Source organism: Corallococcus macrosporus DSM 14697 (assembly GCF_002305895.1).
GTDB lineage: Bacteria > Myxococcota > Myxococcia > Myxococcales > Myxococcaceae > Myxococcus > Myxococcus macrosporus.
Genome location: NZ_CP022203.1, coordinates 193,054 through 217,704 on the forward strand (window position 1 = coordinate 193,054; position 24,651 = coordinate 217,704).

Here is a 24,651-nt window from a genome sequence, read left to right on the forward strand (position 1 = left end):
CGATAATCGCCCCCCCCGTGCTCAGGGGAGCAGACGCGGCGCCACCTGGATGTCACGCTCCAGCGTCCCCCCCTCCTCCAGGTAGAGGGGTTCCCGGTGGACGGCGTACCGAGGGGGCCTCCCCGCCTCCGCCACCATGACGACGAACGTGTACTCCCCACCTGGGAGGTTCTCGTACACCACTGTGTCCGCGTGGCTCCGGGTGGAGGCGCGGAGGTCTCCGAAGCGCAGCCGGGAGCGGAGCTGCTGGGCGGACAGGTTGGGGGGCAAGGTCCCCGCCAGCAGCGCCTGGTACTGCTCCGAGCCAGGAGGGCGCGGCGGCAGCCGGATGCCGAGCCGCATCGTGCCGGTGCCGGTGCTCTCGGTGAGCGCGAACGTCACCGTCCCCATGGGCGGAAGCTGCACGCGCCGCGGGTGGATGGTGACGAGGCGGCCGTCCAGCGTCTGGGCGCTGGAGGCGGACAGCGTGTAGGTCCCCGCCCGGACGTTCGTGGCATGGAACGTCCCGGGCGCCGCTTCGACGCCAACGGACATGTCGATGCCGTCGGGCACGAGCTGGACCAGGGCCTCCACCGGCTGTCCATGCCGGTCCGTCAAGGTGCCTTCCACCCGCGCGCCTGGATACACCCGGAGCTCCAGGTTCTCGTCGCCGCTGCCAATGCGTTGGCGAAACCAGGGATGCCCCCGATTCGTGCGGACCCGCACGTCCAGGGGGCGTGCCTCCAACGGGGCGAAGGCGAAGGTGCCGTCCTTGCCGGTGACCTCCGCGGCCACGGGCGCGACCTCCCCCCACGGGTCGTCATCCCCGGGGAGGTGGAGCTCGACGACGGCCTCCTCGAGCGGGCGCGAGGTCTCCGCGTCCACCACCCGGCCTCGGATGAGGCGTCCAGCCTCCAACCGGATCTCGCCCAGGTCCACGTCCTCGCCCTCGGCGACCTGCACCTCGCGCACCGCCCGCGTCAGCCCGGGGGCCTCGAAGGTCAGCCGCTGGAGCCCCGCGCGCTCGATGGCGACGTGGAAGGCGCCCTCGGGGTCCCGGAAGGTCTGCTCGCCGAGCGTGAAGCGGGTGATGGGCGAGCCATCCCGACGCACCACCCGGCCCCGGATGTGGCCCAGGCTTCGCAGCACCAGCCGCACGTCCTGCGCGCCAGACCGCGCGAGGCCCTGGCTCAAGATGCTGTGTCGTCCCGGGGTCCGGCCGTCTTCGAACACATAGCCGTCCTTCGAGGCGCGCAACCAGCAGTCGCCCTCCATGAGGTGGTGCAGGGTGAAGCGGCCCTCCGCGTCCGTGTGGGTGGCGAGGGAGGTGCCGTCCAATTGTGTTGGGAGGTTGTCCGCATCCACCATGGCGTCCGCCACCGGGCGTCCGTGCTCGTCCACGACGATGCCGGACACCGAAGCGCCTGTTTCGAGCCGGAGCGATGCGTCCACCGTCTCCGTCCCCCGCACGGTGACGGTGCGCAGCACCTCGGGCGTGCTGGCGCCAGTGTGCATCCCGGCAATCAGGTTGTAGGTGCCCGGGGCCACGCTGGTGATGACGAAGTGGCCCTCCGCGTCGGTGTCGGCGAACTGCCTGGGCTGCTCCCCGCGGCCGTCCACCAGGCTGAGCATCATGTCGGGGATGGGCAGGCCCTGGCGGTTGGTGACGGTGCCCTCCACCCGGGCCGCCCCACGAAGTGTCACGCGGATTTCCGGGCCGGGCGTCTTCACCTCCACCCGCTCCTCCAGGTGGTCGTCGTGGGTGATGACGAGCGTGTAGCTGCCGGGGTCGATGAACGTGAGCTCGAAGCGGCCGTGCTCGTCCGAGACGGCGGGGTCGACTTCCTCGCGGAAGAGGTCGGCCTCGGCCTGCGTCTCGTCATCCACGTCGATGTACGCACCGGGCACGGGCTTGCCCTGGGCATCGGTGACGAGGCCTTGGAGCGGGTGCGCGGGGATGAGGGTGAAGTCCAGGCGTTCGCCAGGTGCGGCGACCGCGTCACGCAGCTGGCCACGGTAGCCGGGGGCCAGGACGTTGAAGATGTAGGCCTCCCGCCGCAGGGGGCCCAGCCGGAACAGGCCGTCCTGCGCGGTGAAGGCGTAGTCCACCGGAGGCGATTGTCCCCGGGGCGGGGCCGCGCCCACCTGGGCGCGGGCGATGGGGCGCCCGGATTCGTCGCGCACGCTGCCTTCCAGATAGATGAGCGTGCCCAGCCGCACGGTGGCCTCGGCGTCTCCGCCTTCCTCGGTCAAGGTCGCCATGGTGAAGCCGTGTTCGCCCTGGTGCTCCGCGCGCACCTCGTAGTCGCCTGGCGACAATGAATCGAAGGCGAAGCGGCCCGCGTCGTCCGTCACGGTGACCTGCGACGTGTGCTCCACGTGGACTTCCGCGCCAGGGACTGGCTGCTCCTGCGCGAGCACGCGGCCGGACAGCCGCCGCGGCGGGTGGAGCACGATGGGGTCGAGCTCCTCCGCCTCCACCGACTGGAGCGAGTCGGTGAGCAGGCCTTCGTGGGTGGCGACGACGGTGTATTCGCCCGGTGGCAGGGGGCCGAAGGTGAAGCGGCCGTCCGCGCCGGCACGGGTTTCAAAGAAGCGGGCGTGGTCCTGGTGGAAGAGCGTCAGCCGCGCGCCGGGCAGCGGCGTGGCGGACTCGGCGATGACGCGGCCCGGGAGGAAGAGGCCTGCCTTGAGCACGAGCTGCACGTCCCGCGCGTCGGTGCGGACCGCGGGGGTCCAGGTGGCGTGCCGCTCGCTGGCGGCCCACAGCGCCACCGTGCCCTCGGGGAGGTCCTTGAGCAGGAACGTCCCGTCCGCCGAGGTGACGGCCTGGGCCACCACGGGCGCCGCGCCATGGCCGGCCTCGACGAGCTCCCGCACCAGCTCCTCGGGCTCGCCAATGCACTCGCCGGAGGACAGCGGCAGCTCGAGTTCGAGGGTGTCGCAGGGGCGCGCGGACAGGGACTCGCCGGGCATGTCGCGCGTGGCGATGACCTGGATGTCCGCGGCGGGACGGCGCTGGGCGTCGAGCACGCGCCCTTGGAGCGAGTGATTGCCACGCGGTGGGGGCGTCGGAGGGGCGAGGCGGCGCGGCGACGGGCCGTGTCGGGCGGGGGCGGGCCTCGGGGCCGGGCTGCCCTGTCCACGGACGAGCGCCAGGGCCGCCACGAGCGCGAGCGCGCCGAGGGTCACCATGACTGCGGGCTGCTTGCGCATGCGGCCGTGTCCCCCCGGGCCTCGCGAGATTCCGGCTCGGGCCTCGGGTGGCCATCTTCCACCAGGGGTTCGCTCAGACGGAAGAGGGGCGCCTATGCGCCGGGCGTCAGCGCTTCGATGCGCGCTTTTTCCGAGACGATGAGATTCCGGACGTGCTCACGCAGGGAGGCCACGTCGGTGAAGCCGCTGGGGTCGACGGGGGGCATGACCTGCACGTGGCAGCGGGCGGTGGTCTCCAGCACCAGGCCGTGCTTGGGCAGGGTGCGCGCGGTGCCGGTGAGGACCACGGGGATGATGGGGCAGCGCTGCTTCAGGGCCAGCGCGAAGGCGCCATCCTTGAAGGGCTTCACGACGCCGTCCTCGGAGCGCGTGCCTTCGGGGAACATGAGGATGGGCACGCCGCGAGACAGCCAGTATTCGCAGTCCGCCATCATCTTCATGATGCTCGTCTTGTCGCCGCGCACCAGGGGGACATAGCGGTTGAGCCGCATGTTCCAGCCGATGAGGGGCAGCTTGAAGTTCGACGCCTTGGAGACCCACTTGAAGGGGCGGTAGAGGCCGAAGAGGACCAGGATGTCGCCGAGCGACTCGTGGTTGGATACGAGCACGGCCGGGCCGCGCCAGGGCAGGTGTTCGCGGCCGTCGACCTTCAGGTGCCACAGCGGGTTGACGTAGAAGTAGAGCTGCGCCCAGAAGCACGAATACAGGTGCAGGACGCGCCCGTTCCGGTCGAACGGCAGCGTGACGGCCCACACCAGCACGGCGCCGATGAAGAGCGCGGTGCTGGAGAGCAGCAGGAACGACCAGAAGACGATGGAGAAGAGGAGTCGAATGGCGCGCGGCAGTGTGCCACAGGCCCGCGACGTGTGGGGTTGTACTTGGAGGTGCCCGCGCCTACGTCTGAAGTCTCGGACGCATCGTGAATCCGCGGAGGATGCGAACCCCGTTGGCGATGACGCCGAGCGCCAGGAGCGCGACCGTCGCGACACTGCTGAGCGCCAGTAGCCCCTTGATGGCGCGGTGCTGAAGCAGGGCCCACTCGACGATGCCCGCGAGCTCGGGAGGGGGGATCCACGTCACTCGGACATATTCGAGGTGAGACGCGCCCTGCTGAGCCAGGAGCAGGAGGGTGTTCAAGGCAGGGATGAATGCCAACAGGGCCACTGTACGTGAGGACTTCACGACATGAGCCCAGAGCCCTGCGATGAGCATGACCAGCGACAGCCCGGTGACTAGCGGCGTGAAGGCGTTCACGTTGCCCTTGAGCTGATGGTAGATGATTCGTTCGAAGGGGGAGTTCGGGAAGAAGAGTCCGTTGGGCTGGACCGGCGTGCCGTCGATGACGAACACCTCGCAGCCGTAGCCCAGTATCAGGGGCGCGGAGAGGACGAGCCCAAGCCCGAGGCCGCCGAGCAGCGGCACCCACTTGCTCTGGCATGCTTCGACGCAGCGCTCAATCCACATGGAGACTAGTCTGCTTCAGTTCGCGGCCGGCTGGAAAGCCGCGGGGCTTACCGGGCAAACAGTGATGTGAGAATGGACTCGGCATGTGTCCACAGCAGCGCGCCCCCTGCGTCTGGGACCACATGGCGCCGTGCCGTGGGAATCCTCGATGCGAGTGCCTGTCCATGGTCGGGTGAGTGAACGGTGCTGGTATCGAGTGCGCCGTACCAGAGGTCCACCGGCACGGTGAGGGACTCGAGTTCGAAGGGCCAGCGGGACATGGCCAGCACGGTGTCTCGTGCGTAGCCCGCAGTCCCTTGGGAGAAGGCTTCGTCGAGCGCGCGCCGGTAGGCCTCGGCGAAACGCGGCTCGGTGTACACGGCGCGGTCGGCTTCATGGCTCATGCCGATGACCATGTTCCACATCAGCTCAGCGCTCATCCCCGCGAAGAACGCCTCGGCCTGCGCGGGGTCCGTGGCGGTGAGCGCAACCAGCTTCGCGACGTCCGGATGAAGCAAAGCACGCATGGCGGGGTGTGCCAGCTCGTCGCCACCTGAAACAATCGCGACGCCCTCCACCACCCGTGCGGCCGCGCAGGCGAGCGCGAAGGGCGCGCCCTGGGAGAAGCCCACCGCGCGGAGCCCGCTCAGTGCCTGGGTCGCGCTGAAGTGCCGGAGGTCCGTGGCCCAGTCCAGGAGGCTCCGCCCTGGCAGGGGCGTGGAAGCTCCCAGCCCCGGCCGGTCCACGGAGATGAGCCGGACGCCAGCCTCCGCCAACACCGCCGCGCCGAAGCCCAGCCAGCGGCTGGTCGCCGCTCCCGGGCAGAGCAACACGGGCCTCCCGGTGAGAGGCCCCCATTCACTCCAGCCCAGCACGCGTCCGTCGGGCAGCTTCGTCGTTCCTTGTCGCTCGGGGGCCTGGATGTCGGGAGGTGTCATGTCGCGAAGAGTCGCTGCGGGGGCCGGAACCTGACAGTGCCTTCCATCTGATAGGCTCCAAGCACGGCAACCTGGCTACCCGGCCTTCAGCACGGACACCGGCGCGGGCGCGGGGGATTCACCCTGCGTGGCGTCCAGCGTCTGCACGCGCGCGCCCTCCGCGGCGAAGGCGTCCCGCAGCCAGGGGTGGCAGGTGAAGGCGATGACCTGCTGGTGCTCGGACAGCTTCGCCAGCAGGTGGATGGCGCCGCGCGCCCGCTCCGGGTCGAAGTTCACCAGCACGTCATCGACGATGAGCGGCAGCGCCCCGCGCGTCTCTCCGAAGTCCCGCACCACCGCCAGCCGGAACGCGAGGTAGAGCTGTTCGCGCGTCCCCCGGGAGAGCTGCGCCGCGCTCCAGTCACGCTGGCCGTCGCCCACGCGCAGCTCGCGCTCCTCGCCCGTGGGGATGAAGACGCGCTGGTAGCGTCCCTGCGTGAGCGTGGCGAAGTGCTCCGAGGCGAGCTGCACCACGCGCGGCTGCTGCTCCTCCTCGAAGCGGCGCCGGGCCCGGGCCAGCAGCGCCAGCGTCAGCCGGTCCGCCGCGTACTGCATCGCCAGCTCGGCGGCCCGGGCGCGCAGGGACTCCTCGACGATGCGCAGCTTCGCCAGCGCGTCGTCGTTCTCCCACTGCTCTAGCTGGTGACTCAGGGCGCCGCGCTCCGTGAGCACCGCCTTCAGCCGCTCCTGGGCCTCCGCCTGCCTGGCGCGCAGTGACTCCAGCTCCACGCGCAGGCCCTGCTCGCCGCCGACGTCGATGAGCGCTTGGCGCGCCGGCGTCTCCGACAAGCCCGTCCGCGCCTCGATGCGATGCGACAGCTCCCGCGTCCGGCCCGTCAGCTCCACATACCGGCGCGCCTGCGCGGCGCGGCGGCGGAAGGTCTCCTCGTCGGCGCTGCCACCTTCGGCCAGCAGCGTCGCCAGCGCGGCTTCCTCGTCGCGGCTCAGCCCGTCCAGCCGCGCCTTCTCCGCCCGCTGCTCGTGCCACTTCTCCTCGAGCGTCCTGCGCTCCAGGCTCCGCGCGCGCTCCGCCTCCAGCGCCGCCACCACGCGCGACGCCAGGGGCTCCATGACGCCGGCGTCCAGCTCGCGGGCCTCCGTTGCACCGGGGACGAGCTCCGCCACCACGGCCTCCGCCCACAGCCGTGACGTCACCAGCGCGCAGGACTGTGCGTCCGCCGAGAGCGCGGCCTCCTCCGCGCCCACGTCCAGGAGTCGCTGGCGGAGCGCCGCCGCGTCCCGCCACAACGCCAGCGCCGCGGACGCGGCCAGCGTGGTGGGGAAGCGCCGCTCGGACAGCAGGGCCGCCAGCTCCGCGCCCAACTGCTCCTGCCGCGCCTCCGCCTCGCCCACGGCTTCACTCGCGCGGTGCTCCTCGCGCCGCGCGGCGGTGTGCTCGGCGTGCAGTTGCTCCCGCTCCCGTTGGAGCTGCTCGCGCCGCCCCGCCCGCTCCAGCGCATCCGCCAGCGCCGCCTCCCGGGCCGCCATGTCCGCCGCCGTGGCCACCAGGTTGAGCCCGGCCTCGGACGCCGCGGACAGCAGCTCGCGATGCAGCACCTCCTCCCGCGCGGCCAGCCCCATCAAGGCCGAGCGCAGCCGCTCCTCCTCCTGCTGGCGCCAGCGCTGGCGCTCGCGATGGGCCTCCACGTCCGCGTCGCGCGCCGTCTCCACGCGCCGCCGGGCCAGCTCCAGGACGCCCGTCAGCAGCAACCCCCCCACGAGGCACAGCGCGCCCACCAGGTTCCCCGCCAGCAGCCACGCCGTCACCGCGAGCACCACCACCACCGCCGCGACGGCCGGCACCCACCACGCGGGCAGCACCGCCGCCGTCACCTGCGGCTCACCCTGCGTGCGGACGCCCTCGAAGTGCCGGTGCAGCTCGGCCCGCTGCTCCGACAGGCGCTCCAGCTCCGCGCGCACGGTGCGCAGCCGCCCCAGCCCCGCCTGTTGCTGGCGGATCCGCGACGCCCGCTCCTCCGGCAGCGTCGACAGCTCTCCGTCCACTCGCGCCAGCGCGCCGTCCAGCCGCTCCCGCTCCGAGACGGCCCGCGCCCACGCGCCCTCCGCCTCGCGATGCGCGACCTCGGCCGTGCCCAGCCGGAGCGCCAGCTCCTCCAGCGTCACGCGGACGCTCACGCTCAGGTCCAACGCCAGCAGGCCGGGCCCATCCACCGGCAGGCCCAGCTCGCGCAGCGCCAGCTCCACCTGCCGCTGCTTCTCCGCCAGGGCGGCCCGGCGGGAGGGCAGGGCGCGCAGCAGCGCGGCGCCCTCGGTGTACGCCGCCAGGGCCTGGCCCAGCGCCTCCTCGCGTCCACGGACGCCAGACGGCGCGGACAGCCGCTCCAGCCCGGCCTCCACCGTGGCCAGCCGCTCCGCCAGCCGGGCCCCCTCCGCGCGGTAGCTCCGGCGCCGGTGCAGGCTGTCCTCCAGCCGCGACTCTCCCGCCTCGGGGAAGGTCTCCAGCGCGGGCAGCGTCGCCAGCTCCGCGCGGGCCTGCGCCAGCGCCGCCACGTCCCCGAGCGCCGCCTCCAGCCGCGTCAGCCGCTCCAGCGCGGTCCCCGTCTCCTGGAGCGCCGCTTCCAGCGTGCGTTGCTCCTCCCCCAGCGCGCCCAGCCGCTCCTTCTCCGCGAAGTAGCGCGCGGGCCGGTCCCCCTCCTGCCGCAGCCGGGCCTGGACGTCCTCCAGGGCCTTCAGCGTCTCGTTGAGGGACGGCTTCACGCCGTTGGGCTTGTAGATGCCCTCCGTGCTCTTGCGGAGCTGGTCCATGACCTCCGGCAGCCGGCGCGCGCCGCGCATGCTGGCTGCGACCAGCGCCTCGGAGGCGCCTCGCTGCTCCGTGAGCCGCTCGAAGCCGGCCAGCTCGTCCAGGCGGAAGGCGAACACGTCGAAGAACAGCTCGCGGGACACGTGGGCCAGCGCGCCCTCCAGCCACTCCTTGGACAGCTCCTGTCCGTCCGCGTCCCGTACCAGGAGCTCGCCCTCGGACGCGCGTCGGCTCGCGATGCGGCGCACCAGAAGCGGGCCCGCGCTGGTGGTCAGCGTCAGCTCGCCGCCGAACGCGCCGCCGTGGGCGGGCTCGTAGCGCTCCGGCTGCCCGCGCTTCTCGAAGCCGAACAGCATGCTGCGCAGGAAGGCCAGCAGCGTGCTCTTCCCCGCCTCGTTGGGGCCGTACAGCAGGTGCAGCCCCGGGCCCAGCTCGCGCGTGAGGCCGGCGAAGCGGCCAAAGCCGAGCACGCGCAGCGCGTCGATGCGCAGTCCGGGCTTCATGACGGCTCCTCCTCGTGCAGCGACTCCACGCCCTGCATCGCCGCCTGCACCACCCACTCCGCGCGCGGCGTCTCCAGCGCGTCCACGCCCAGGCGCTTCAACCGCTGACTCAGCGTGCCCAGCGCCTCCTCCTCCCACAGCCGCGCCAGCGCCGCCGGGTCCTCCGCGAGGAAGCCCACCTCGTCCAGCAGCGTGCGCGCGAAGCCGCCCGCCGCGCACACCGCCTCCAGGTCCACCTCCGGCCGGCTGCCGTCCCGCAGCGACTCCAGCAGCACGGGCGGGTGGCCCTTCGCGAGCTGTTCGCGCAGGTCCCCCTCCAACTGCGCCAGCGCGCCGGGCCGGGCCAGCTCGCGGTGCAGCGGGCCCCTGCCGGTGAGGGTGAGCCGCACCGCGTGGCCGTCCAGCTCCGGAGCGCAGCGCGCCTCCACGCCTTCCAGCGCGCTGGCCAGCAGCCCGTCCAGCGTGCTGATGCCGGACAGCGGCACCTCCAGCTTGTGCCAGCGCACGCCATCCACCGGGATGAAGCGCCGCCGCATGCCGCCGTCCTCCACCTCCACCAATATGCAGCCGCGCGGACCGGTTTCATGCGCGTGCCGGCCCTGCGGGTTGCCCGGGTACACCGCCACGCCCCCGCCGGGGAGCAGGTGCTCGGCGCGCGTGTGGACGTGGCCCAGCGCCCAGTAGTCCAGCCCGCGCGAGCCCAGGCCCGCGGTGGTGCAGGGCGCGTAGTTGGCGTGGCCCTCCGCGCCGCCCAGGTTGGCGTGCAGCAGCCCCACGCTGAAGCCGTCCCCGGTGCGGCGGAAGCGCGCGGAGAGGTCGTCGCGCACCTCCACGTCCGGATAGGAGATGCCCTGCACGCGGCACAGGCGCCGGCCCTCGCGCTTCACCTCCACCTCTTCCCAGTCCGGGCCGAACACCTTCACCGAGGCGGGCAGCCCCAGCGCGCCGGAGTCTCCGCTCAGCGGGTCATGGTTGCCGTGGACGATGAAGGTGGAGATGCCCGCGGCGTCCAGCCGGCCCAGCTCGCGCCGCAGCGCCAGCCGCGCGCGCACCGAGCGGTCCTTCACGTCGAAGAGGTCGCCAGCGAGCAGCAGGAAGGCCACCCGTTCACGCAGGCAGACCTCCGTGATGCGCGTGAGCGCGCGGAACGTCGAGTCCTGGAAGCGCCCCAGGAGCGGCCCCTGGGTGGCGACGCCCCGGAAAGGCGTGTCCAGGTGCAGGTCGGCGGCATGAACGAACTTGAAGGGCATGGCGCGGGGTCCACCGTACCCGATGCGGCCAGGGGACCCGACATTCCGGCCCGGCCGCCCGGTCGCTGGCCGACAGCCGCTCGCCCCTGGGTTCGCGGGGGACGTCGAGTCGCGACCAGACCGGGTGTTGCGGGGCGGACAGAGCGCATGCCCGCGCGGCACCGCCCCGGGCCCGGGGGGCTCACCAGCCAGGTTGTCCCGTGCGGGGTCAAAAGCGGACCGGGGCCCGGGAAGCGCCCCGGACCCCAGTGGCTTCACGCTCGCGGCGTGACGAGGCGGCTACTGCTGGCCTTCCGGGCTGTGCGTCCCGGGGTCCATGGTGTCGTCATCCATCATCCCGGAGCCGCCGGTGCCCGCGTCATCCATCATCCCGGAGCCGCCGGTGCCCGCGTCATAGCCCTGAATCTCCTGGCCGCCGCCGCCGGTGCCGCCCATGTCCTCACTGGGGGTCTGATAGCCGCCCTGACCGCTGCCACCCGTGCCCTCCATGCCCGGCGTCGTCGTGGTCCCCTGCTGGTCACGGTTCTGTTCCCTGCATCCCGTGACGGACATGGCCACCGCCACCGCGCCCAGCACCATCCACCGATTGAGAGCCTGCATCGAGATTCCTCCTGAGTAGCGACTGGCCCAAGGCTGGGGGCGCTCTCCGCCCGGCGCACCTCGCCCCTTCGGACGTTGCGCATGCCCGCCCGCTCACCGGCCGGACGGCCAGGGGCTCGCGTCACCCAGGCGTCGCCGCCCGGCCTCAGTCCGCGCGGCGCAGCACGAGCAGCCCGTACTCCAGGCTCCCATCCATCAACGCCTGTTGCAGGCGCAGGTGCGCGCGGCAGGACTCGCCGCGGCCTGCCTGGGCGAGCGCGCGCAGCGGGTGCTGGGTGAGGTGCGCCGAGGCCGAGGCGCGCTCGTGGACCATCAGCTCCAACGTCAGCGACCAGAAGCCCACCACGCGCGAGGACACGTCATCCCGCACCTCCAGCTCCAGCCCCGCGGCGTGCGCGGCGGACAGGTACTCGTCGAGCGAGCCGATGTTCGTGCGCCAGTACCGGTTGAACCCGGCCGCCAGCTCCGGGCGGCGGAGGAAGCAGTCGGCGATGGCCACCACGCCTCCTGGCTTCAGCAAGGCCCGCGTGCGGCGGAACCACTCCGCGCGAGGCAGGTAGCAGGCGCTCTCCACCGCGACCACCGCGTCGAACGCCGCGCGGCCCGGGACGGACAGGGCGTCACAGAGCATGGGCCGCACCCGCGCGCCCACGCCCGCGGCCTCCGCGAAGCCGCGCACCAGCGCGACATGCGACGGCACGTTCGTCACCGCCGTCACCCGCGCCTGGTGCTCGGCGGCCCAGTACAGCGCGCCGCCGCCCAGGCCGCAGCCCACGTCCAGCACGTCTCCGCCGTCCGGGAAGCGGCCCACGGCGCGTGACAGCTCCATCATCAGGGCTTCCTGCGCGGCGTGGATGCTGGTGCGCAGCGCGGCCCGCGGCGCGCCGGGCGGCGGCACCCCGTCCACCAGGCCGGAGTGGTAGTGCACGCGCGGGCCTGGCCCGTAGCGCTGGAGCAGCCGCTCCGTCTTCGCCTCGTAGTACGCGCTCACCTCGTCGCGTCTCCAGACGGGTTGCGCGGCTTCGGCCCTCATGACTCCCCCTCTGGCAGCATCGGTTCGATGCGGCGTAGCGCCGCGTCCAGGCAGCGCAGGTCTTGTTGGCGCAGCGCCTGCGTGGCGGCGCGCGCCCAGTCCACCACCACGTCACGGTCCGCCTGGGGCATGCTGGTGAAGCGGACGTCGCGCGTGCGGATGTCCTCCGCCACGTGCGCCGCCACGCCCAGCGCCCGGCCCGCCGCCGCCGCGCGCGGCTCCAGCACCGTGCCCGCCCACAACACCCGCAGGTACGCGGCCCACTGCTGGCCGGCGATGCCCTCCGCCACCTGGCGGAACAGCGGCGCCGTCCAAGTGCTGGCGCGCACCTCCAGCGCCTGCGGGCCCGCGGCCATCGCCAGCGTGCGCACCGCGTCCTCCAGCACCGGGCCGGGAACCCGCGCCCGCGCGCCACACAGCGTGGCGAAGGCCAGGTTCTGGAGGATGAACTGCACGCACGGCCCCACGCGGATGGGCGGGTCGTGGTACGTGCACTCGCCGTCGATGAGGTCGTCGGCGAGGTTGCCCGCGCTGAAGCTGAGGAAGAGCCCGGCGCCGCGCGCCAGCAGGGCGTCGCGGGGCAGGCCGGCCTCCGCGCCCGCTTCATAGAAGAGCGCCAGGGGCCCGGGCTGCGCCGCCTCCAGCGCCGCGAGCACGTCCCGCTCCGACGCCTCCGGCAAGGCGAGCCGGCGCAGCGTCCGGAGGGACTCCTGGTACAGGGCGCCGCCGCTCATCGGTACTCCCTGGGCAGGAGCATGCGCAGCACGGCCCCGCCCCCGGCCGCGTTCTGCCGGTGCAGCATGCCGCCGCTGGCGCGCAACAGGCACTCGCTGGTGTAGAGGCCCAGGCCCGTCGCGTGGGGCTTGCTGGTGTACAGCGCCTCCGTGGGGCGGCCGAGCTGGCCGGGCGGGAAGCCGGGGCCGTCATCCGTGATGGTGACCTCCAGGCGCCCGCTGAGCGGCTCCACGCGCGCGTGGATGTGGACGCGGGCCGCGCCCTCCTCGCCGTTGCCCTCGCAGGCGTTGAGCACCAGGTTCTCCACCACGCGGCGCAGCGTGGGGGCGCCGCCGCGCATCAGCGCGCGCGGGGGCGGGGCGGGCTGCTCCACCTCCACCTGGATGTCCACGTCCGGGAAGCGCAGGCCCACGCTGGCCTGCACCGCGTCCAGCACCGGCGCCAGCTCCACGGGCTCCGGCTCCGCGCCGGCGTGGCGCCGCCCCTTGGCGCGGGCGTCCATCACCATGTCCCGTATCTGCGCCAGGGTTTCGTTGAGCTGGCGGAGCAGGTCGTCGAACTCGGTGCGGCCGGGCCCCGGGCGGTGCGCGCCCACCACGCCCAGCATGTCCGCCACGCTGCCCGCGGCCATCAGCGCGTTGTCGATGTCGTGGTGGTAGCCCAGGATTTCCGACAGGGCCTGGGACAGGCGGCCCACGTCGCGCTCCTGCTGCTCCAGGAGCTGCGCGTGCACGGCGGCCCGCAGGCGCTCCGCGTCCGCGCGGGCCCGGTCATGCTGCACGGCGAAGGTCCCCAGGTAGAGCTGGGCGGTGAGCGCCGCGGGGCCGATGACGCCGAAGAGGGCCAGGTGCTCGTCGCCGCCGCGCAGGGGCAACGCCAGCGCCAGGGCCAGCGCGGTGCCCAGGGCGAGGAAGGGCTGGCGCGGCGTCACCCGGTGCAGGCGGCCGTGGAAGGCGGTGGTGAAGAGGAAGAGCGAGGCGATGACGGTGGCGCCGGGCAGCGCCGACAGCGCCATCAGCGCGGCCACGAAGAAGTGCATGGCGGCCACGCCCGCGGCCAGCCACACCCAGCCCCAGGGCTCCACGCGGCGGCGGCGCCGGTGGACCAGCGAGAAGAGCACGCCGCTGGCCAGCATGGGCACGGCGCACAGCAGCGCCGTGCCGAAGGGGAGGCCGAAGAAGCTCCGCGCGCCGGGGGCCCAGGCCATCATGGCGAGCAGCGCGGGGACGAAGGCGCAGAGCGCCAGCCACGCGCCCAGCCCCGAGGCGGCCATCACCTCCGCCGCATCCTGGGCGCGCGTCCATCGCCGGAACGAGGCCAGGAGGGCCTGGCGCCCGGCGGAGGCCGCGCTCATACGGTGGCGGACAGGGTGTCATCCGCCGTGTCGAGGGTGGAGGACTCCTCGGTGGCGCGCTCGGCCCGGAGGTTCAGCTCGTCGACGAGGTCCGCGTTGCCGCGCTGGAGGATGTGCACCGACACCTCGCCGCCGGCGAGGACGTGGTGGAGGGCCTCCAGCACCGGCCGGAGCGCGGGGTTGAGCACGCGCGCGCCCAGCGGCCCCTCCACCGCCCCCAGCTCGCGGCCGCGGGCCAGGTAGTCCGCCAGCGCGCGGGCCCTTGGGACGTCGCCGTGCGGGCTGTCAGGCGCCGCCCGGGCCGTCCGGTTTCGGGGCCTGGGCGCCGCGGGCGCGCCCATGCGGGCATCCCAGCGCGGTGGGCATTCTCGTCGCGTGCGGAGTGGATGGAACCGGATTTCTCGGACTCTTGGCGTCATGCTGGCTTCCCCCCCGGGGCCCGGCACAGTCGTTTCACCCCCGAGCAAAGCGAATGCGCGCGCGCGCCGTCAAACTCCCGGCCAGGCGAGTGTTGTCCAGCGTGTTCTCTTCACCCTTCAGGGCAGCCGGGTGATACGGGAAGGACATCGGGCGCGGCGGAAGAGGTGCGCGGTATGTCTCGAAGGTTGACGAAGCCGGGGCCGGTGACGGTGGCCGTCCTCACGTTGCTCGTCGCGATGGCCTCCATCCAGACGGGCGCTTCGCTGGCCAAGCGCGTCTTCCCGGTGCTGGGCGCGGCGGGGGCCACGGCGCTCCGCGTGTTCTTCGCGGCGCTCATCCTGGCGGCGGTGTTCCGGCCCTGGCGCCAGCGGCTCACCCGCCAGGAGCTGCTGTCCGTGCTCATCTACGGCGCGGCGCTGGGGGGGATGAACCTGACCTTCTACCTGGCGCTGGAGCGCATCCCGCTGGGCATCGCCGTCGCCATCGAGTTCACCGGGCCGCTCGCCCTGGCCATCCTCTCCACGCGCCGGCCCATCGACTTCCTGTGGGCGCTGCTGGCCGTGGCCGGCATCCTGTTGATTCTGCCGCTGACGGAGACCTCCGGCGCGCTGGACTGGCTGGGCGTCTTCTGGGCGCTGGTGGCCGCCACCTGCTGGGCGCTGTACATCCTCTTCGGTCAGCGGGCCGGAGGCGCCGTCCACGGTGGCACGGCGGCGTCCCTGGGCATGCTCACCGCGGCGGTGCTCGTCCTGCCCTTCGGCGTGGCGCACGCGGGCGCGAAGCTGCTGGACGTGTCGCTGCTGCCCATCATCCTGGGCGTCGCGGTGCTGTCGAGCGCGCTGCCGTACTCCCTGGAGATGTACGCGCTCAAGGCGCTCCCCACGCGCACGTTCGGCATCCTGATGAGCGTGGAGCCGGCGCTGGCGGCGCTGTCCGGGTTGCTGCTGTTGAACGAGCGGCTGTCCGGAACGCAGTGGGCGGCCATCGGCTGCATCGTCCTGGCCTCCGTGGGCAGCGCCGCGACGTCCCGCGGGCCGGCGGAGGTCGCCGCGGCCGCGAGCTGAGGGCCGTGCTCCGTCCGGTGCTGGATGGGCGCGTCCCCGGAGGACGCGGGGCCCGGGAGGGGCCGGTGTGTTCGTGCTCGCCTTCGGGCGCGGCGCCGCGCTAGAGGACGGCTCCATGCGTGACCGAATCCAGGCCGTGCTCCGCCAACTCGTCCAGACGCCCGAGCTGGAGGCGCGCTGGCTGCACACCGTGTCCCTGATGGAGTTCATCGGCGCGCGGAAGATTTCGCGCACCGTGGCGGACCGGCACCCGTCGCTGGAGGTGTTGGGGCACCTGGCCGATGAGACGCGCCACGCCTTCGCCTTCAAGCGCCTGTCGGCCGAGGTCGCCGGCGCGGAAATCACCACCTTCCTCTGCCATGAGGCGGCGGGCCGCTACTTCCAGGCGCTGGACCACGCGCTGGCCACCTGGGCCACGTCCTTCACCGGCGCGCCGGACGTCTACCTGCACTACCTGCTCACGACGACGGCCATCGAGCGGCGCGCCATGGTGCTGTATCCGCTCTACAAGGCGGCGTCCCGCCACCCGGCCGTGCGCGAGGAGCTGGGGCGCGTCGTCACCGAGGAGCAGAGCCACCGGCGCTCCATCGAGGACGCGTGTGTCGAGCGGCTCACCGCCGTGGGCGCCTCGCTGGAGGACGCGCTGGCGCTGGAGGAGCGGCTCTTCGCGGCCTTCATCGGCGAGCTGGAGGCCACCGTGGCGCGGGAGCTGGCCGCCTTCGTCCCGGCGGAGGGTGACGGCGCCGCCGCGCGCACCGAAGCGGTGAAGTAGCGCCGCCTTCGTTCCGGCTACAGCCCGTCCTCTTCGCTCTCGCTCCCGGGCGCGCCCGTGCCGTGGGCGCCGCTCAGGACGAGCGTGCCCTCTGTCATCTCCGCGCGCAGGTTGCGGGCCTTGCGCGCCCGCTTGCGGCTGAGCTCCACGCCCACCGAGTCCAGCCCCAGCGCGTTGGCCACGGCCAGCACGGTGCCGTGGCCGCAGAAGGGGTCCACCACCGTGCGCGTCCGCGTGTGCTCCAGGATGAAGCGGCACGCGATGAGGCACGCCTCCACGCCCATGCCGCGCGTCCACGTCACCTCGCCCGCTTCGGGCAGCACGTCCGGCGTGGACTTCGCCAGGTCCACGCGGACGCCGCGCGAGAAACACAGCATGTGGGAGTACGCGGGCCGGCCGAACGTCACGGTCCCCGGAGGCCGCCGGCACACCACCTTGTGCCAGAGCAGCTCCACGCCCACCTCCTCCGCGGCGCGAGACACCAGGTAGCCCTTGTCCACCCAGGTGCCCTCTTCCTTCACGTCCGTCTGGTAGAAGATGGCCACGCCCTCGGGCGGCACGCGCGCCAGGATGAGCGCCGCGGCGCGGATGAACCACGCCTTCCAGTCCGCCAGCGACAGCGACGGGAACTCCGACCAGTCCGGCAGCGACGCGATGGCCGAGCTGCCCGCCAGCGCTGGCCGCGCTTCCAGCCACACGAGTGCGTCTTCGCAGTACACCGTGCGCTTTGCTGCGCCCGCGGCGCCTTCCCGTTCGTCCACCATGCGGTGGCGGAGTCTGCCAGAGCCGCGCGCACTCCGCGTCGGGCTGGTCAACACGCCGAAACCGTGGCTTGCTTGCGCTCCCCTAGATTTCTACAATCCTGTTTTATCTAGTTGCATCGGAGATACAGAATGGCCTCGACTTCAGCGAAAGACGGGACTTCACTCCATTATCGCGTCGTGGGCGAGGGGCCGCGCACGGTCATCCTGGTCCACGGGTGGATGGTGTCCGGCGCGGTCTGGGACGCGCTGGTGGAGCGCCTGGACCTGACGGGCCTGCGGCTGGTGATTCCGGACATGCGCGGCGCGGGGCAGTCGGGCCGGCCGGAGACGGGCTACAGCCTGGAGACGCTGGCGAACGACGTCCTGTCGGTGGCGGACGCGGCGGACGCGCGGCGCTTCACGCTGGTGGGGCACAGCATGGGCGGCCAGCTCGTGAAGTGGGTCGCCGCGCAGGCGCCGGAGCGCGTGGAGGGGCTGGTGCTCCTCAACACCGTGCCCGCCGCGGGCCTGCCGCTGCCGCCGGACGCGGCGGGGCTGTTCCGCACGTCGGCGGGGAGCCGTGAGCAGAAGCAGACCATCCTCGGCCTCGCGTGCAAGCAGTTGTCGCCGGAGGCCCAGGAGGCGTTGGTGAAGGACTCGATGGACGTCAGCAAGGCCGCCATCGAGCAGGTCTTCGACGCGTGGACGGCGGGTGGCTTCGCCGACAAGCTGGCCGCGATTACGGCGCCCACGCTGGTGGTGGCCACGGACGACGCCTTCCTGCCGGCGGCCTTCCTGCGCGAGGCGGTGGTGTCGAAGATTCGCGGCGCGCGCCTGGCGTACCTGCCCGGCCCCGGCCATTACCCCCAGGTGGAGCGCCCGGCGGAGACGGCGGCGCTGGTGTCCGCCTTCCTCGCCGGCTCCCTACCGGCCTGAGCGCACGCGTCGAGGAGGCAGCACGATGGCCTGGAACATGTCCTTCGAGTACGACGCGCAGAACGACGTCGTCACCGCGTACTTCACCGACTGCATCCTGGTGAGTGAGGCGGACGTCCTTCGCTGGCGGAAGGAAGTCGAGGAACACCTCTCCAAGTACCCGTCCAAGGTGGACCTCCTCATCAACCTGGACGGGCTGGTGGTGAAGTTCACCGCCGGCCGCGTCTTCGGCAAGGAGCGCCGCGAGGTGCTGGAGCGCTACACGCACCGCTCGTATCGCTTCGGCGGCGACGACATGACGCAGATGTTCGTGCTCACCAGCGGCGCCATCAACGGCGCGGCCGTCAACCACTACGCCACCCGGGATGAAGCACTGGCCGCGCTCCAGGCCGAGCGCGAGGCGCTCCGCAAGCGGGGCTTCTCGCCTTTCAGCGGAGGCTTCCTCGGCAGCAAGGCCTGAGGCTCGGGCGGCTCACACCCCCGCGAACCACTCATAGCCGCGGTCCTCCCAGTAGCCGCCGGTGGGCTCCGGGAGGAAGTTCACCTCGGTGAGGTACTTCACCATCTTGTAGCCCAGCTTCACGCCTGAATAGAGGCGCAGGGGCGCGCCGTGTCCGGGCGTCAGCGGTTGGCCGTTCATCCCGTAGGCCAGAATCGTCTGCGGATGGAAGGCGCTGGGCCGGTCCCAGGACGAGTAATAGCCGGCGTCGAACGAGCGCAGCTCCACGTAGCCGGCGCGCGTGTCCGCGCCCACATGCCGGGCCAGCTCGCTCAAGCGCACGCCATGCCAGGACGCCACCGCGCTCCAGCCCTCCACACAGTGGTGGCGGACGCGCAAATCCGTGCGCGGCAGGCGCTGGAGCTCCTCCAGCGTCATCACGCCGGGCCGCGCCACCCGTCCGCCCACGCGGAGCGCCCAGCCCGCGGGCGCCAGCGGCACCGTGTCGGAGATGAAGTACTCGGGGAACTTCCCCGGGGGCGTCGTCTCCTCGGGGGGCAGCTCCGGCGCCAGCCGGCGTTCGTCGAACAGCGCGGCCTGGAAGCGTGCGTTGAAGCGCTCCATGACGCCCAGGAAGCCCTCGCGCGGGCGGCTGCTGTCGCAGGCGCTGGTGGTGAGCGCGGTGGTGCCCAGCAGCGTCGCGCGCCGCGTGAGGAGGTGTCTAGGCATCCGGCCGCCTTCCGCCCGTCACCATCTCCGCCAGGCTCCGGGGATGGAGCAGCACCAGCACGATGTGGCCCACGGTGAAGAGGGCGAGCAGCGCCAGCACGATGAGGTGGACGGCGCGCGCCGAGTCGTACCCGCCCAGCAGTGAGGTGAGCGCGCCGAGCTGCACCGGCTTGTAGAGGACCAGCCCGGAGAGCACCGCGAGCAGGCCCAGCGCCAGCGTGCCCGTGTACGCCAGCCGCTGGAGGCCGTTGTAGAACCCCTGGGCAGGCGCGTGTCGTCGCACCCGCAGGTAGAAGGCGAGCGTGTCCAGCGCGTTGCGCGTGTCGCGACGGGGTAGGAAGAGGCGGCGGCGCCACTCACCGCTGAGGGCCAGGTAGAGCACGTACGCCACGCCGTTGAGCGTGAGGAACCACGCGAAGGCGAAGTGCCAGTGGCGGGCTCCGGCCAGCCAGTCTCCCAGCCGCATCCACTCCGGCGGAGGGATGCCCTGGAAGGGATACCACCCGTAAGGCCGACCCTGTGGCCCGAGCATGGGGTAGGCGACCCAGATTTGAAGGCCACTGGCCGCCATGATGAGCAGCAGCGGCACGTTGAGCCAGTGCGTGACACGGATGAGCCACGGCTGAGGCCTGCGTCGTTCAGGAGCTTGCACGCGCGCGGAAGTAAGCACCCGGCGTCACGTGGCGTGGGCGCGCCGTGGCTCGCGTTGGTGGACAGCCGTCATTCAGGCGGGGGGCCGCGCGCCGGTGCGTCGCGCCGCGGACGACGCCCTGGGCCCGGAGGGCATCCGGCGTGGGTGAGAGGGTGACGGGGGCTCCGCCTCTTCGCGGGCCTCAACGCGCGCGTGTGGCTCACGGAGCCCGTGGCGCTGGCGGCCTTCGTGGTGGGGCTGCTCGCGTCGCAGTCGCTGACGCACCGGGCGCTGCGGCGGGTGTCGGGGTTGTCGCAGCAGCCTGGGCGAGCTGCTCCAGGCCCGGGCCGCGTCGCAGACGGCGGCGGAGGAGCGTGTGGGCCAGTTGCCGAAGCAGGTGGGGGTTGGACGTGGACCCGGAGCGGCTGGGGTTGGTGCTGGGGAACCTGGTGGGCAACCGGGTGAAGCACACGCCCACGGGCGCAGAGGTGCGGGACACGGGGGAGGGGATTGCCCCGGTGCAGCAGGCGCGCAGCTTCGAGAAGTTCTACCGGGCACCCGGCGCGCCAGCGGGAGGCGCGGGGCTGGGCCGGTGGGAGCGTGATGTCGCGTCGCGAGGAGCATCCGCCCCAATAGGGCGTGTCAGAGGCCCCGGGTACTTTCGTGCTGCACGGGGCCCGCGTCACCTGCAGGGTAGGCCCAACGCCCATGGCTTCGGGCGCTTGGGAAATCACTTGTGCACGTCGAGGGGCGTTGTTAGTGAACTTGCGGTCACCGCAAGTTTCATGGCGGTCGGGCTGCAACACGGGGGAGTGCAGGGCGTTGAGCAAGGAACCCTTCAAGCGTTTCGAGGCGCTCAAGTTCTCCCGGCGCCTCTTGAATGAGGGCTCGTTGGTTCTCAAGCAGCACGCGAAGGACCGCATGAAGGAGCGGAAGCTCGCGACCACGGACATCGAGAACATCATCGAAGGCGGGGCCATCAACAACGAGGGAGAGCAGCAGGGCGGCCGGTGGACCTACGTCATCGAGACCCCTCGCATGGGGCTGGCGGTAGCCTTTCGCTGTGACGAAGCGGGCGAACCTTCCGAATTGGTCATCGTGTCGGTCTGGAGGAAGTCATGAAGTGTGAGAGCTGCGGCGGGAAGGTCTTGGAGACAGGACTCGACAGCTACCACTTCGACGAGAGTGGCCTGGAGGACGTCATCCTCGTGGGGGTGGTCGAGCGCCGGTGTGAGCGCTGTGACGAGCGTGAGGTCGTGATTCCGAAGTTGAAGGAGCTGCACCGGACCATCGCGAAGGCCCTGTCCGCGAAGAGCAGCCTGCTGACGCCGCCGGAGGTGCGCTTCCTGCGCAAACACCTGGGGTTCTCACAGGCTGACTTCGCGAAGCGCATCAACGTCCGGTCCGAGGCTGTGTCCCGCTGGGAGACCGGCGCCGAGGAGCTCAGTTGGCATTTCGAGCTGCTTCTTCGCTTGATGGTGCTGCTGGAGCTTCACGAACGGAACTACACCGTGAAGTCCTTCGACGAAGTCCAGGAGAAGAGGGTGACTGTCCCTGTCCGCATCTTCGCCGAGAAGACGACCTGGCGGCCGGATAGCACCAACATGCTGGCTGCCGCTGTCTCTTGAAGAGCGACGCGTCGTGCGGCAACACCGAGCACCCACGGGAGGGCGCTGTGCCCCCCGTGAGCCGGACGGAGGCCCTCAGGCGTTCGCCTGCCCCTGGAGCTTCTGCATCTCCTCACGCCGGACCTCGGACGCCGTGCGGACGATGTCCTTGCACGACATGCCCAGGTCCTGCTCGGTGACCTTCTGGCCGAGCTGGGGCAGCACGTCCCGCTCCTCCATCGTGACGTGGTCCTTCACCACCTTCTCCAGCTCGCCGAACAGGGCCACGAGCTTGTCCGGGTCGTTGCGCGAGCGAATCATCTGGGCGATGAGCTCCGTCATCTTCCCGTGCTCCTCCATGGAGTCCTGAATCAGCTCCTCCCCCACCACCCGGCGCGCGGCGGGGTACACCCAGCGCTCTTCAATCGTGGTGTGCAACGTGAGCGCCTCCGCGAGCTGGATGCCGAGCTCCTTCCTGCTCGCGTCGTCCTTCGCCGCGCGACAGGCGTCGAACAGCGCCTCCACCTCACGGTGCTGCTGAATCAACAGGTCAATCACGTCCACGTCCGCGCTCCTTGGAATCGGTTCGGTGTCCTCCAATGCTCCGCATGCGCGTAGGACGCCGCAATCACCGCTCCGGGCGCGCGGCGGAGCCCTGCCCGGTCCGCTCCCGTGGGACACCGTGGGCACACGCCGGGCGCACGTGTGCTCGCGGGTCCGCGCTCAGCCCTCGCCCAGCCGCTCGAACCGCTTCTCGCCGTGCCCAGCCGCAGGTCGACGAAGGCCAGGTCGGCGGGGCCCTGCGCCAGCGCCGCCAGCGCGGCCTCGGGCGTGGCGGCCTCCCGGACCTCGCGGCCGAAGCCCTCCAGGCACACGCGCAGGGTGGGGCGGATGTTCCGCTCGTCGTCGACCACCAGCACCCGCATGGGGCGCGCTCGCACGTCCCCGTGGCTCCCCCCGCGCGTCCCGCCTCCGCCTGGCGTGCGGGAGCACACGCCAGGCCCGCCCCGATGTTGGCGGTTGCCGCACACCCGTCACACACCGTGCTGGCATTGCCCGCCGGATTGGGATGGAACAGGGGCGTATGCGCTTGATTGGGATGATGACTGGCGGCACCCCGCCCGGAGATGGGGAAGAGGAGAACGTCTTCTCCCGGGCCCGAGGCCCGTCGCCGGAGGAGCAGCGGACCCGCAAGGCCGTGCTGCTGGGGCTCGTGCTGTTGCTGCTGGTCAGCGTGTGGCTGTACGTCCGGGGCGGGGAGAACCGGGCGCTGAACGCGCTGTCTCCCATGCAGCGGGCCTCGCTCTTCCAGGAGACGCGGGACTCCTTCCGGGAGATGTGCACGGGCGACGCGGGCACCCGCCGCTTTCCGAAGCGCTGCGCGCAGATGGCGGAGTTCCTCACCCGCTTCACCGAGTGCGACGCCCCCTGCCGCGAGGAGATCGCCCCCGCCCTCCCTCCACCCTCACGCTGAGACAGGACGCGGAGTCCAGGCAAGGCATGGCCCGCCTCCCTGCCCGGAGAGCACGGTGAAAGCAGGGCAAACGGAATGTTTTCCCGGGGTGGGGTCGGCTCACACCCCTTGGGTACGCCTCCCCGTGTCCGCGCGGATGGGACGGGGCGTGAGAGTTACCAGCCCGGGAACAGTTGGCTATCCTACGACGCACCAATGTGCGGCTCCCTCAGGAGTCCACGGAAGGATGGCGACATGTGCTGGCGCAGCGTGCCCCGGAAAACGGGGCGGCTCTTCAACAGCCGGATTCAGGCCGCGGCGCGCGGTGTGGATGCGCGGACGTTGAAGGGGGCTCAGGGTAGCGGGGAGGCCAGCGGGTGCGTCTGAAGCTCAAGCAGAAGATGATGTTGCTGCCAGCGGTCGTCGCGCTGTTCCTGGTGGCCATCCTGGTGGCGTTCTTCACCCTGGGGGCGCGCTCCGGTGGCGTGTACGCGCGCATCAGCAGCTCGCACGTGCCCACCATCGAGCTGAGCCGCGAGGTGATGCACCGCTACCCGGGCCTGCACCGCAACGTGGCGGCGGCGGTGACGGGGAAGCTGGCGGGAGGGCTGGAGCCGGTGCGCGCGGAGGTGAGCGAGCTCCAGGCGAAGCTCGACCTCGCGCGGGGAGTGCCCGGGGCGAACACCGAGCGGACGGACGCGCTCAAGGCGGCGCTGACCGCGTACTGGACGGCCGCAGAACAGGCGCTGGCCTTCGCGGTGGCGGGGGACGCGCGGGCGGAGGCCACGTTCGCGGCGGTGGAGGCCCAGGCGGCCGCGCTGCGCGAGGCGCTCCAGAAGGCCGTGGACGAGGACGCCCAGGCCATTGGCCGCTCCTACGAGGAGGTGGCCGGGCTGCACAGCGCCAGCATCTGGGCCGTGAGCGGGCTGGTGCTGCTGTGCATCGCGCTGACGGTGGGGCTGGCCATCTGGCTGCACCGCGAGGTGACGCTGCCGCTGGCGAAGCTGACCCACGTGGCCACGCGCATCGCGGAGAAGGGCGACCTGACGCAGGAGCTCGACGTGAGCGCCCACGACGAGGTGGGCGAGCTGGCGCGCGGCTTCCAGGTCATGGTGACGCGGCTGCGCAACGTGCCCACCACCATCCAGGCGGTGGTGACGGACCTCACGACGGCGGCGAAGACGCTGACGCAGGCCAGCCAGGAGCAGGTGAACTTCCTCACCAACCAGTCCCGCAGCCTCACCGAGGCCAGCACCACCATCGCCGAAATCGCGCAGACGTCCAGCATGGCCGCCAGCCGCGCGGAGATGGTGCTCCGCGTCGCCGGGCAGGCGGACGCGTTCAGCGTCTCCGGCCAGGAGTCCATCGAGAAGAGCGCCGAGGGCCTCCAGCAGATTCGTCAGCGCGTGGGCGCGCTGGTGGGCAGCATCGGGCACCTGAGCGACCAGGCGGTGCACGCCGGGGAAATCATCGGCAGCGTGAAGGATTTGGCGGACCAGTCCAACGTGCTCGCGCTCAACGCGGCCATCGAGGCGGCGCGCGCCGGGGAGCAGGGCCGGGGCTTCGCGGTGGTGGCGCGGGAGATGCGTTCACTCAGCGGCCAGTCGCTGCAGAGCACCCAGCGCATCGGGAAGATTCTCCTCGAAATCAACCAGGCCATCCGCCAGACGGTGGGCATCGCCGAGGGCGACAGCGAGAAGATGGAGGAGGGCATCGAGCAGGTGCTCGCCTCGGCCAACACGCTGAAGGAAATCACCACCGTGGTGCAGGAGAGCAGCCAGGCCGCGCGCCAGATCGTGGCCTCCGTCACCCAGCAGAACGCGGGCATCGCGCAGATGACCGAGGTGATGACCTCGCTGTCCGCCATGATGGCGGACGTGGTGACGGCCACCATGACGGCCGAGCAGGCGGTGACGCAAATCAACACGTCACTGGGACAGCTCGAGGCGCTGTCCACCGGCTTCCGCGTCTGAAGCCGTCGCCGGGCCGCGCGGGTGCCACCG

24 protein-coding genes are annotated in these 24,651 nt (G+C 72.0%); 8 read left to right on the forward strand and 16 right to left on the reverse strand.

Annotated features, from left to right (window positions below):
- Positions 1-21: 21 nt before the first annotated feature.
- The 11 genes from MYMAC_RS00815 to MYMAC_RS37470 all read right to left on the reverse strand — a co-directional run bounded on the left by MYMAC_RS00815 (position 22) and on the right by MYMAC_RS37470 (position 14,195).
- Positions 22-3,174, reverse strand: a complete 3,153-nt coding sequence (locus MYMAC_RS00815) for a carboxypeptidase regulatory-like domain-containing protein (protein ID WP_239989257.1) — start codon at positions 3,172-3,174, stop codon at positions 22-24.
- A 113-nt stretch (positions 3,175-3,287) separates the two neighbouring features.
- Entirely contained in the window at positions 3,288-3,953 is a 666-nt protein-coding gene (locus MYMAC_RS00820; protein WP_239989668.1) for a lysophospholipid acyltransferase family protein, read from the reverse strand.
- A 136-nt stretch (positions 3,954-4,089) separates the two neighbouring features.
- Positions 4,090-4,659 (reverse strand): hypothetical protein, encoded by a 570-nt coding sequence (locus tag MYMAC_RS00825; RefSeq protein WP_095956666.1) that lies wholly within the window; start codon positions 4,657-4,659, stop codon positions 4,090-4,092.
- Between the two features lie 47 nt (positions 4,660-4,706).
- Positions 4,707-5,576, reverse strand: a complete 870-nt coding sequence (locus MYMAC_RS00830) for an alpha/beta fold hydrolase (protein ID WP_095956667.1) — start codon at positions 5,574-5,576, stop codon at positions 4,707-4,709.
- A 75-nt stretch (positions 5,577-5,651) separates the two neighbouring features.
- Entirely contained in the window at positions 5,652-8,882 is a 3,231-nt protein-coding gene (locus MYMAC_RS38250) for an AAA family ATPase (protein ID WP_095956668.1), read from the reverse strand.
- Positions 8,879-10,132 carry a metallophosphoesterase family protein gene (locus MYMAC_RS00840; RefSeq protein ID WP_095956669.1) on the reverse strand — a complete coding sequence of 418 codons (1,254 nt, stop codon included), beginning with the start codon at positions 10,130-10,132 and terminating at the stop codon, positions 8,879-8,881. The genes MYMAC_RS38250 and MYMAC_RS00840 overlap by 4 nt, the downstream gene beginning before the upstream one ends.
- A 279-nt stretch (positions 10,133-10,411) precedes the next feature.
- Complete coding sequence (locus tag MYMAC_RS00845; RefSeq protein WP_095956670.1) at positions 10,412-10,732, reverse strand: hypothetical protein; 321 nt, start codon at positions 10,730-10,732, stop codon at positions 10,412-10,414.
- A gap of 145 nt (positions 10,733-10,877) precedes the next feature.
- The gene (locus tag MYMAC_RS00850; RefSeq protein WP_095956671.1) at positions 10,878-11,765 is read right to left on the reverse strand and encodes an SAM-dependent methyltransferase; all 888 of its coding nucleotides are present in this window, start codon (positions 11,763-11,765) and stop codon (positions 10,878-10,880) included.
- Entirely contained in the window at positions 11,762-12,499 is a 738-nt protein-coding gene (locus MYMAC_RS36555) for a hypothetical protein (protein ID WP_013936674.1), read from the reverse strand. The genes MYMAC_RS00850 and MYMAC_RS36555 overlap by 4 nt, the downstream gene beginning before the upstream one ends.
- The gene (locus MYMAC_RS00860) at positions 12,496-13,854 is read right to left on the reverse strand and encodes a sensor histidine kinase (RefSeq protein ID WP_095956672.1); all 1,359 of its coding nucleotides are present in this window, start codon (positions 13,852-13,854) and stop codon (positions 12,496-12,498) included. The genes MYMAC_RS36555 and MYMAC_RS00860 overlap by 4 nt, the downstream gene beginning before the upstream one ends.
- Positions 13,851-14,195, reverse strand: coding sequence for a hypothetical protein (locus MYMAC_RS37470; RefSeq protein ID WP_239989258.1), 345 nt, complete (start codon positions 14,193-14,195; stop codon positions 13,851-13,853). Before MYMAC_RS37470 ends, MYMAC_RS00860 begins: the two co-directional genes overlap by 4 nt.
- Before the next feature lie 252 nt (positions 14,196-14,447).
- Between MYMAC_RS37470 and MYMAC_RS00870 the strand changes: the two genes are divergently transcribed.
- Both MYMAC_RS00870 and MYMAC_RS00875 read left to right on the forward strand, forming a co-directional pair.
- Positions 14,448-15,338 (forward strand): EamA family transporter, encoded by an 891-nt coding sequence (locus MYMAC_RS00870; protein ID WP_095956673.1) that lies wholly within the window; start codon positions 14,448-14,450, stop codon positions 15,336-15,338.
- Between the two features lie 115 nt (positions 15,339-15,453).
- On the forward strand, positions 15,454-16,110 hold the full coding sequence (locus MYMAC_RS00875) for a hypothetical protein (RefSeq protein ID WP_095961433.1): 657 nt from the start codon (positions 15,454-15,456) through the stop codon (positions 16,108-16,110).
- Positions 16,111-16,127: 17 nt separating this feature from the next.
- On the opposite strand, the gene MYMAC_RS00880 is transcribed toward MYMAC_RS00875, so the two are convergent.
- Positions 16,128-16,874, reverse strand: coding sequence for a DNA methyltransferase (locus tag MYMAC_RS00880; RefSeq protein ID WP_095956674.1), 747 nt, complete (start codon positions 16,872-16,874; stop codon positions 16,128-16,130).
- 129 nt (positions 16,875-17,003) lie between these two features.
- Between MYMAC_RS00880 and MYMAC_RS00885 the strand changes: the two genes are divergently transcribed.
- Positions 17,004-17,789, forward strand: coding sequence for an alpha/beta fold hydrolase (locus MYMAC_RS00885; protein WP_095956675.1), 786 nt, complete (start codon positions 17,004-17,006; stop codon positions 17,787-17,789).
- Between the two features lie 25 nt (positions 17,790-17,814).
- On the forward strand, positions 17,815-18,249 hold the full coding sequence (locus MYMAC_RS00890; RefSeq protein ID WP_013936667.1) for a hypothetical protein: 435 nt from the start codon (positions 17,815-17,817) through the stop codon (positions 18,247-18,249).
- Between the two features lie 12 nt (positions 18,250-18,261).
- On the opposite strand, the gene MYMAC_RS00895 is transcribed toward MYMAC_RS00890, so the two are convergent.
- Together MYMAC_RS00895 and MYMAC_RS00900 are read right to left on the reverse strand one after the other, a co-directional pair.
- Positions 18,262-18,957 carry a molybdopterin-dependent oxidoreductase gene (locus MYMAC_RS00895; RefSeq protein WP_095956676.1) on the reverse strand — a complete coding sequence of 232 codons (696 nt, stop codon included), beginning with the start codon at positions 18,955-18,957 and terminating at the stop codon, positions 18,262-18,264.
- Entirely contained in the window at positions 18,950-19,609 is a 660-nt protein-coding gene (locus MYMAC_RS00900; RefSeq protein WP_275663160.1) for a cytochrome b/b6 domain-containing protein, read from the reverse strand. Before MYMAC_RS00900 ends, MYMAC_RS00895 begins: the two co-directional genes overlap by 8 nt.
- 801 nt (positions 19,610-20,410) lie before the next feature.
- Here MYMAC_RS00900 and MYMAC_RS00910 point away from each other — a divergent pair.
- Both MYMAC_RS00910 and MYMAC_RS00915 read left to right on the forward strand, forming a co-directional pair.
- Complete coding sequence (locus tag MYMAC_RS00910) at positions 20,411-20,710, forward strand: DUF4258 domain-containing protein (protein ID WP_095956678.1); 300 nt, start codon at positions 20,411-20,413, stop codon at positions 20,708-20,710.
- Positions 20,707-21,216 carry a type II TA system antitoxin MqsA family protein gene (locus MYMAC_RS00915; protein ID WP_095956679.1) on the forward strand — a complete coding sequence of 170 codons (510 nt, stop codon included), beginning with the start codon at positions 20,707-20,709 and terminating at the stop codon, positions 21,214-21,216. Before MYMAC_RS00910 ends, MYMAC_RS00915 begins: the two co-directional genes overlap by 4 nt.
- Positions 21,217-21,291: 75 nt before the next feature.
- Here MYMAC_RS00915 and MYMAC_RS00920 read toward each other — a convergent pair whose 3' ends face one another.
- Entirely contained in the window at positions 21,292-21,759 is a 468-nt protein-coding gene (locus MYMAC_RS00920; RefSeq protein ID WP_013936661.1) for a hemerythrin domain-containing protein, read from the reverse strand.
- Positions 21,750-22,136: a response regulator gene (locus MYMAC_RS38790; protein ID WP_476695881.1), complete on the reverse strand. Its 387-nt coding sequence runs from the start codon at positions 22,134-22,136 to the stop codon at positions 21,750-21,752. The genes MYMAC_RS00920 and MYMAC_RS38790 overlap by 10 nt, the downstream gene beginning before the upstream one ends.
- Before the next feature lie 143 nt (positions 22,137-22,279).
- Between MYMAC_RS38790 and MYMAC_RS00930 the strand changes: the two genes are divergently transcribed.
- Both MYMAC_RS00930 and MYMAC_RS38255 read left to right on the forward strand, forming a co-directional pair.
- The gene (locus MYMAC_RS00930; protein ID WP_095956680.1) at positions 22,280-22,669 is read left to right on the forward strand and encodes a hypothetical protein; all 390 of its coding nucleotides are present in this window, start codon (positions 22,280-22,282) and stop codon (positions 22,667-22,669) included.
- Positions 22,670-23,025: 356 nt separating this feature from the next.
- Positions 23,026-24,621, forward strand: a complete 1,596-nt coding sequence (locus tag MYMAC_RS38255) for a methyl-accepting chemotaxis protein (RefSeq protein WP_095956681.1) — start codon at positions 23,026-23,028, stop codon at positions 24,619-24,621.
- The last annotated feature ends 30 nt before the right edge of the window (positions 24,622-24,651 follow it).

What these genes read in the sequence shown, in the direction of transcription:
- MYMAC_RS00815 (WP_239989257.1), bottom strand. Translation starts at nt 3,174, where the DNA reads ATGGTGACCCTCGGCGCGCTCGCGCTCGTGGCGGCCCTGGCGCTCGTC.
- MYMAC_RS00825 (WP_095956666.1), bottom strand. Translation starts at nt 4,659, where the DNA reads ATGTGGATTGAGCGCTGCGTCGAAGCATGCCAGAGCAAGTGGGTGCCG.
- MYMAC_RS00830 (WP_095956667.1), bottom strand. Translation starts at nt 5,576, where the DNA reads ATGACACCTCCCGACATCCAGGCCCCCGAGCGACAAGGAACGACGAAG.
- MYMAC_RS38250 (WP_095956668.1), bottom strand. Translation starts at nt 8,882, where the DNA reads ATGAAGCCCGGACTGCGCATCGACGCGCTGCGCGTGCTCGGCTTTGGC.
- MYMAC_RS00840 (WP_095956669.1), bottom strand. Translation starts at nt 10,132, where the DNA reads ATGCCCTTCAAGTTCGTTCATGCCGCCGACCTGCACCTGGACACGCCT.
- MYMAC_RS00845 (WP_095956670.1), bottom strand. Translation starts at nt 10,732, where the DNA reads ATGCAGGCTCTCAATCGGTGGATGGTGCTGGGCGCGGTGGCGGTGGCC.
- MYMAC_RS00850 (WP_095956671.1), bottom strand. Translation starts at nt 11,765, where the DNA reads ATGAGGGCCGAAGCCGCGCAACCCGTCTGGAGACGCGACGAGGTGAGC.
- MYMAC_RS36555 (WP_013936674.1), bottom strand. Translation starts at nt 12,499, where the DNA reads ATGAGCGGCGGCGCCCTGTACCAGGAGTCCCTCCGGACGCTGCGCCGG.
- MYMAC_RS00860 (WP_095956672.1), bottom strand. Translation starts at nt 13,854, where the DNA reads ATGAGCGCGGCCTCCGCCGGGCGCCAGGCCCTCCTGGCCTCGTTCCGG.
- MYMAC_RS37470 (WP_239989258.1), bottom strand. Translation starts at nt 14,195, where the DNA reads ATGGGCGCGCCCGCGGCGCCCAGGCCCCGAAACCGGACGGCCCGGGCG.
- MYMAC_RS00870 (WP_095956673.1), top strand. Translation starts at nt 14,448, where the DNA reads ATGTCTCGAAGGTTGACGAAGCCGGGGCCGGTGACGGTGGCCGTCCTC.
- MYMAC_RS00875 (WP_095961433.1), top strand. Translation starts at nt 15,454, where the DNA reads ATGCGTGACCGAATCCAGGCCGTGCTCCGCCAACTCGTCCAGACGCCC.
- MYMAC_RS00880 (WP_095956674.1), bottom strand. Translation starts at nt 16,874, where the DNA reads ATGGTGGACGAACGGGAAGGCGCCGCGGGCGCAGCAAAGCGCACGGTG.
- MYMAC_RS00885 (WP_095956675.1), top strand. Translation starts at nt 17,004, where the DNA reads ATGGCCTCGACTTCAGCGAAAGACGGGACTTCACTCCATTATCGCGTC.
- MYMAC_RS00890 (WP_013936667.1), top strand. Translation starts at nt 17,815, where the DNA reads ATGGCCTGGAACATGTCCTTCGAGTACGACGCGCAGAACGACGTCGTC.
- MYMAC_RS00895 (WP_095956676.1), bottom strand. Translation starts at nt 18,957, where the DNA reads ATGCCTAGACACCTCCTCACGCGGCGCGCGACGCTGCTGGGCACCACC.
- MYMAC_RS00915 (WP_095956679.1), top strand. Translation starts at nt 20,707, where the DNA reads ATGAAGTGTGAGAGCTGCGGCGGGAAGGTCTTGGAGACAGGACTCGAC.
- MYMAC_RS00930 (WP_095956680.1), top strand. Translation starts at nt 22,280, where the DNA reads ATGCGCTTGATTGGGATGATGACTGGCGGCACCCCGCCCGGAGATGGG.